Genomic DNA, 6,860 nt, shown 5'->3' on the forward strand with positions numbered 1-6,860 from the left:
GGGATGAATGTGAAGTAAACTCAATTTTTCCACCAAAGTAGGTGTTGTGATTAAAATGCAACCCAGACATAAAGTTGCCAGAATCTCTTTCAAATACTAGACAGTGTTTGGTTCTATCTATTGACGCTCCAAGCCAGTTGTCTGTCACTGATAAATCTAAAACTTCATGTACCGACAACGCACGACCAAAGTTATCTATTGTGCAGTTATGGATTTTTATTCCTTCAGGATATCTTCCTTGACCAGCATGAGATAAGTTTTCTCCTATCGAGATACCTCTAGTTTCAGGATCGGTTGGGGTTGTTCCGAAAATAATACTGTTAGTGATATTGCATTCAACATTTTTATGTTGTAGTCGAAGTCCATTTCTTCCATAGAAAAAACAACCATCTATATTCCATGAGCGACCCCAGTCAGATTGTAAAAACCAATTAAAATTATAAAGTTTAACTCTTTGGAAATTAAAACGATTCACATAAACATGAGCGCCCTCACCAGTTCCGTATTCCCCTTGCATATTGCAAAATGTTACCGTCCCTGCATTGTATGGACTGTCCTCTGTCCATTCACCACCTATAATATTAACAGTCTCTATTCCACTGCCACTTGTTGAGGCATTAAATAGATTTTCTATTCCAGCAGTGACTTTTATCTTGGCACCATCTGCATTTATTGTTGAGCCGGTTTTTACATTGATAGAGCTACTTAGTTTGCAATTTCCATCAATAACGACCATCTTTCCAATGCTTGCTACTTTATTTATAGCAGATTGCAGGCACGGGCTAGAATCCCCACTTCCATCGAATAATGCTCCAAATTTAGAGATTGGAGCATGTGCTCCGAGTTGTAATACTGCAACATTTCCATTGCTTAGTAAGTGATCTCCATAACCATCTGGAATGCCGTTATAATCTGTTAGCGAAACTATAAGGTATTCCGCGCCTCCTCGTCCTATTTCATTATGGTAGCCTAATGTTCTAACCGAACTATACAAAGCAACTGACGAATCTGATTTCATCTTGGAAACGCTTGGGTATGTCTTTACTATTTCGCCAATTCTATGTGGAAATTGATCAGGGTCATACTTCAGCACATTAGGATAATAGAATTGCTGTGCCCCATAACTGTCATAAACAGCCATGCTGTGACCTTCAACAGTGACAAACTTAGCAATCTGACCGTTATAAACAGGGAAGCCAGCTTGATTGATAATTAAAGGCTGAGGAACAGGAATGTGAGAACCATCTTCATTTTCTAAATAAACCTTAATTTGGTTTTCTGGTAATGTTGGATCTGTGTCAATTTTACCAATAAAAATCCTTCCATTACTCGCCGCTTGGAATTTCCTTGCGAGAGTGAATATTTGTGATGGCATTGACACGACGACATTAGGGATAATATCTGACATTGCTTTCTCCAAGCGTGAGTAGTCGCACCAGTGTTAATCTGGTGTATTTTGGACGTAAAAAACCGCAATTAAGCGGCATGATTTATTAGCCCGTCCATGGGCTTGATTGTTAAGCTGGTAATGAATCCAGTCTTAATCTATTAATAATCCTAGAGTTATCTGTTTGTTTCGGCTCAATATGGCGAGTTAGGCGGTCAAGTAGTTTTCTTATCTCACCGTTTGACCTGCCAGCGGATTTAGGCATGTCATAATATCTTCCTTCTAATCTATGCTCTGCCGCTTTGAGTATTGGATATACTTCATTCATAGCCGCACAGCACAATGATAAGTAGTTCCACTGCCAACATAGGGAGATGAGTTCGTCATCTGTTATTTGCTGTGTTGGTTTAGGTGGCTCATCTTGTTTGGGAATATACTCACCTTCCATTACTAACTTGTGAACGTATTCAACTGCTTCTGGTATTTGGTCTGCTGTTAGCTCATCAATGCCACTAACATTGAATTTCTGATGAACAAGAGAATAGGCTTCTGGGTACATAATGCCCTTTTTGCTTACCAGTAGATTAACGGCGTTCTTTAATGGGTTGCGCTCCTGAACTGTTGACTTGTGTTTAGCCTTAACTTCGCCAGTAGTCCAGTATTCGTAAAGTACGTCGTCACATTCTTCTTGATACTGAATTACTTTATCACGGATTTCAGGTTTAACTTTGTTAGGGCTGATAGTGTGAAGCCAGCCAGCAAGTTTACGGAGAGCTAGGCAAATCATATTGCGCTCTTTCCCATCCTCAGCAACCATTGTGATTTCCGCAACAGTTGATTTAAACTTTTGTTTTAACTTAGTAAATTGTGACGCCCAATCCATCCCCATACCATCAACAATGGGTTTCATTGGAACATAAGGTTGCCCGTTGTAATTCACTACATATAAATTGTTACCGTGGAATGGTACGTTAATAGTTGATATACTTGTCATGCTAGTTACCTCGAAGTTTCTAGTAAGTCACAAGCCCTAACTACTGAGAATGGTTGGGGCTTTCTTCTAATTGGCACTTTTTTCGCCTTCTCTCTTCAAAAAATCCATCACAATTCTGTGAACTTCATTATTTAAAGATCTTCCATTTTTCTCTGCCCACTGCTTAACTAAATCAATATCCTTTTCAGGCCATCTAAAGTTAAGTTGTGGTAGTTTTCTCGCTCCTTTCATTTTTCACCTCCTTTATGAACCACCGTGGTTCAATTGAGAATGTACTATCACCGTTATAGACTGTCAAGAAAAATTAAGGTGATTGTATGAGCAGAGAATATCCACAGTTCAAATTAAGAATGCCACCAGAAACAAGAGATAAATTAAAAGTAAGAGCAGAGATGAATGGAAGATCTGTTAACTCCGAGCTGTTAAAAATAATAGATGATGCGCTATCGTCCCCATCATCCATGAGTGGCTATAAAAATGACGCAGAAAAACTAGCCGATCACCAAGCAGAAGAAGTTAAAAAGATGGTGTTCGATACATTAGTTAAGCTATATAATGATAAAAAATAAACAGTGAGGTGATGACTTGGAGTTGCTTCTTATTTTAATTATTTTTGTTTTGTTATGGATAGGCTTTAAGTTATCAAAGATTGTAAAATTGCAGTCTGAAATATCACATAATACAAAAACCTGTTTTCTGTCTATAAATGATGTGCTTGATGAATTGAAATCAAGTAATGAAAATAGAGAACGTCAATTGACAGACTTATCTAACACTGTGGAGTGCATATCTAACAATGTTTCTGATATGAAATAGATGCTTACCCTATTCTTAAAACTTGAATCGTGAAATGACGACATGTATAAACCAAATACAGATAAAAAAGATCCACTATGGATTGAAGTTGGTAAAATAATAGCATATCCATCAATTATTTTTTTCTGGGTGCTCGTTTTTGCTAGAGAAAAACTAGAATTCGGTAGTTTCTGGTATTCGGCATCATATTACCTGCTTCAAGTAATATCATTAGTTGCTATACCATTTGCAATATCAACACTTAAATTTGGATTGTCGTCAATTGAAAACCCTCCACGCTTTTGGAGAGAAAGAGGATACCTTGTAGATCCTAAAAGTGATGAATATTATGATCTATTTGAGGAGTTTTCTCTTAAGTATTACTCATGCCAAAATATACAAAATAGACTATCTGATGCGTTCCATTATTTAGGTCTGGTGTTTGATTCTGTTGCAATAGTAATTACAGGACTTATATACTGGCAATTCTCCTACCAAGAAGATAATATTATTGACTTAATTAGCTTTATTCCTCAGATTTTCTTGTCTACCTATTTTATCATATCAGTTCCTTTTATTTGTTATGCAAGGTAATAACTAATAGATATCCTGGAGAGGCAATGAAAGCAAGGAGACTAGATTCAGCCTCCCTTTTGGATGGATATTAGTTCCTGCTTTCAGCCTGCCCCATTGCTGTTAATGCATCAGATATTCTTGTAACTAATCTATCGTAGGCGGTACTACCCCTTGGGGTATTAGCTAATCTTAAGAGCATGTTTCTAACTGGTCTGGATTCATACGCTCTTGCGCCCAATCCATATGTGCCAGCGATAGCAGCAAGTTTTGCAGCAACAGGGTTTAAATACGCCGCACCACCAACTACTGTAGTTAGCAATGGAGAAACCAACTGCCCATTTACTGGGCTTGCAGCCGCAACCGCTGCCTCTCTGGTAGAGTTTAAGTACCGCATAACCCCCTCAAGGCGCTGGCCATGCTCCCCCCTGAAGAAGGTATTAGCTTGCTGCCTAGTTCGATGCATCTCGTTTATGAATTTAGCTACACTAACCTCTCCTGATGCATCGGTTGCCTTGTTTAAAGCGTTTTGAAATAACGCAGACCTAGCGTTATCTCGCCCCTCTTCATTCAGTAGTCTGTATAACTGCGCTCTTTCTGCTGGCCTTTTGCTGAAAATTAACTTAGTAACTTCCTCATGATTTATCCTCCCGTTATTTAACGCATTTTGCGCTTTGGTGTTTTCCATAACGTCACGCATTCTAGCCCATGAACGATCTGCTCTATATAAATTCCCTGCCTCTCTAGCTCCGAGAGTTTGACTCACTGCATTTCTTATATCGTTAGTGTATGCGTTATATATTGGAACGCTCACGCGACTTATCGTATCAGAAGGAACCTCATTTGGTGATGACATAAACCGACGTCTTAGGTCTGTTCTATTATCTCTAGCTAGCCGTGCATCATTAACGCCGCTAGTTATATCATCCCTATACTGACGTAAAATATTTACGGCATTTCGGTCTTGCGATGCGCCAGCTCTTGTCAGTTGTGCAATCTGTTCATCAATAGCTGCAATAGTTCCATTTATATTTACAGGGGTATCCCCCATTGCATTTAGTATCCTGTCATACCTATCACTTAGTAGCCCCATATATCTTTGCTGGTTAGCATTGGCAGAATGGTATAAAGCCTCATCAGAAAAATTACCAAGCTCATTATTAAGTGTCTGAATTAAATTTCTGCGCGCATCTTCCTGAGCAACCCTCGCGCCACCAGTGCCAGCAAGTGGAACTCTTTCACCGTAGGTTCTAGCTCTTTGACCGTTATTGGTTCGTGGAGGGATGATGTCAGTTGTCATTAACGGTAAATTATTTTCAGTGGCAAATGCAACGTCAGCCTGAGCCTGTTGCGACATATTACCTCTACTGCCTCTAGCTAATGCATTAACTCCCCTTTCTGCAACTTTCCCTCCTCCACCAATACCAGCAGACAACGCCGTTTGCCAAGGGTTAATATCACCACCACCTACCATATTAACAGACGATTGTAGAGCTAAATCTGTACCTGCTGACCTAGCTGTTGCTCCGAAAATTGTTGGCGCTCTCGCTGCTGGAGTGAATGCAACTGCGTTCGCAATAAATGGCATGACATCTTCAGATGATAGACCGGGCTTGTTTAATGCGTAGCGACCGGACGGGAAATCAACCAGCAAATTTCCCTTTTCATCTTGAGATACTTTACCTCCCATATTGCCTATCACTTTTACAAAGTCGTTGTCGTTGCCGAACATTTGCACCCAAGCCGCTTTCATTGCGTCAGTATTAAATGCATTCATTTCTGGCGAAGACATGATCCCTTCGAGCCCTTGAACTTCAGGAGTCATCTTGCTTTCACCAGTAAAGGCATCTATTACGTTTTCACGGAAACCTTTAGCATCATCAGACGATTGCTGCAACCCTTGTGAAAGGTTCTGATTGGTTTGTTTCATGCCAGAGATATAGCTGTTTTCTGGCTGTGGCGGCTGGGTTGCTTGTTCTGGTTGTGATTGCGGAAGTGGGTATGCGGTATAAAACTGTTGTCTTGCGTTATCTACGTCGCTGCCAACATTTGGAGCAACTACTTCATTAAAATATTGCTCCTGCGCTGATACCTTTTGTTCGTTAGATAGTGATTGATACTCAGGTGACGAGATCACCTCTTTCCATGGTTTAGCCATTACCCACCCCAGAGATTAGAATACCCACCTTGATTGTTAGTAGGCGCTTGTTGCGTTGGTTGTGCTGACTGCCGGCTTGATGGTCCGCCTAAATTGGCGTTATTTCTTGCGTTGTAGTCTTGCGTGTATTTATTAATGATGTTGATAGAATTTCTTAGGGCTTGTGGGGTTGAGAAATCAAGTTGAGGCATAGACTGGAAGTACATTTTAGCTTCATCAACGGTATTAATTCCACTTGCCCCCATTGCCCTTGCTGCGCCAATACCTTGGTTTTGCATATATCCTTGTATTCTCTGAGCAGAATTATATAAAGGTCTCGCATCCTTATTTATCGTTCTCGTTCCAACATCAGCGGTTAGAGGGTTAGAGCCTGTACCACCGGTAACTCCTGTTATTGCGCTTAATTGCTCATCTGTTGCATTGGCAAGCATTGCTAAATCATCATTCATTAGGTTTTTACCAGCGTTACCAGACGGGTCAGAAATCGATGAGAGCGCGTTAACAGGAATGGTTACCACATTGCCGTTCGCATCAAACCCTTTGTAATATTTGGAATCACCAGCGCCTTGTGCATTAGGATCTATCATCACAGTCTGACCATTAGCCAGTTGAGCTTGTTGCATTTCAGTTCCCGATTTGCCTTTGAGCGCCAAGAACTGTTTACGTTGTTCAGGTGAAAGTGTCATCATGTACTCATACTCCTGAACTGCTGCTGGTTTACTTCCTGCTGAGCTAGCTGATCGCATCGAGTTTTGAGCGGAGATGTTCTGGCCACGCACCTGTATCTGATGGCCTTCTCTTGTTAGTGCCTCGCCGGCTTGATTGCTTCTGATTTGCTCATCTAAACGACCTTGGTCAATCTGTCTGCCAAGTTGTTTATCTTGCAGGTTGAAGTAATCATCAATTCCTAGTGATGACATGCCAATGTGATCTGCTAATTGAACAGCCGCTTT

General features: G+C 40.5%; 7 protein-coding genes. 2 read left to right on the top strand and 5 right to left on the bottom strand.

The features are described 5' to 3' along the window. The 3 genes from BHE89_RS25180 to BHE89_RS06410 form a co-directional block, all read right to left on the bottom strand. A partial coding sequence (locus BHE89_RS25180; protein ID WP_286145948.1) for a phage tailspike protein occupies positions 1-1,408 on the bottom strand: 1,408 nt, incomplete at its 3' end. 109 nt (positions 1,409-1,517) lie between these two features. Beyond that, positions 1,518-2,381, bottom strand: coding sequence for a phage antirepressor N-terminal domain-containing protein (locus BHE89_RS06405; RefSeq protein WP_069367938.1), 864 nt, complete (start codon positions 2,379-2,381; stop codon positions 1,518-1,520). Between the two features lie 66 nt (positions 2,382-2,447). Further along, positions 2,448-2,612, bottom strand: a complete 165-nt coding sequence (locus BHE89_RS06410) for an Arc family DNA-binding protein (protein ID WP_069367937.1) — start codon at positions 2,610-2,612, stop codon at positions 2,448-2,450. A gap of 86 nt (positions 2,613-2,698) precedes the next feature. On the opposite strand from BHE89_RS06410, the gene BHE89_RS06415 reads away from it, so the two are divergent. Both BHE89_RS06415 and BHE89_RS06420 read left to right on the top strand, forming a co-directional pair. Beyond that, the gene (locus BHE89_RS06415) at positions 2,699-2,950 is read left to right on the top strand and encodes an Arc family DNA-binding protein (RefSeq protein WP_069367936.1); all 252 of its coding nucleotides are present in this window, start codon (positions 2,699-2,701) and stop codon (positions 2,948-2,950) included. A 289-nt stretch (positions 2,951-3,239) separates the two neighbouring features. Continuing rightward, entirely contained in the window at positions 3,240-3,770 is a 531-nt protein-coding gene (locus tag BHE89_RS06420; protein WP_128860359.1) for a hypothetical protein, read from the top strand. Between the two features lie 70 nt (positions 3,771-3,840). On the opposite strand, the gene BHE89_RS06425 is transcribed toward BHE89_RS06420, so the two are convergent. Both BHE89_RS06425 and BHE89_RS06430 read right to left on the bottom strand, forming a co-directional pair. After that, positions 3,841-5,907 carry an injection protein gene (locus tag BHE89_RS06425; protein ID WP_069367934.1) on the bottom strand — a complete coding sequence of 689 codons (2,067 nt, stop codon included), beginning with the start codon at positions 5,905-5,907 and terminating at the stop codon, positions 3,841-3,843. Beyond that, on the bottom strand, positions 5,907-6,860 hold a 954-nt coding region (locus BHE89_RS06430; protein ID WP_171742470.1), incomplete at its 5' end, for a phage DNA ejection protein. The genes BHE89_RS06430 and BHE89_RS06425, both read right to left, overlap by 1 nt.

Origin of the sequence: Shigella sp. FC1967 (genome assembly GCF_001743005.1) — a bacterium.
In the GTDB taxonomy this organism is placed as follows: Bacteria; Pseudomonadota; Gammaproteobacteria; order Enterobacterales; family Enterobacteriaceae; genus Proteus.

What these genes read in the sequence shown, in the direction of transcription:
- BHE89_RS06405 (WP_069367938.1), bottom strand. Translation starts at nt 2,381, where the DNA reads ATGACAAGTATATCAACTATTAACGTACCATTCCACGGTAACAATTTA.
- BHE89_RS06420 (WP_128860359.1), top strand. Translation starts at nt 3,240, where the DNA reads ATGTATAAACCAAATACAGATAAAAAAGATCCACTATGGATTGAAGTT.
- BHE89_RS06415 (WP_069367936.1), top strand. Translation starts at nt 2,699, where the DNA reads ATGAGCAGAGAATATCCACAGTTCAAATTAAGAATGCCACCAGAAACA.
- BHE89_RS06425 (WP_069367934.1), bottom strand. Translation starts at nt 5,907, where the DNA reads ATGGCTAAACCATGGAAAGAGGTGATCTCGTCACCTGAGTATCAATCA.
- BHE89_RS06410 (WP_069367937.1), bottom strand. Translation starts at nt 2,612, where the DNA reads ATGAAAGGAGCGAGAAAACTACCACAACTTAACTTTAGATGGCCTGAA.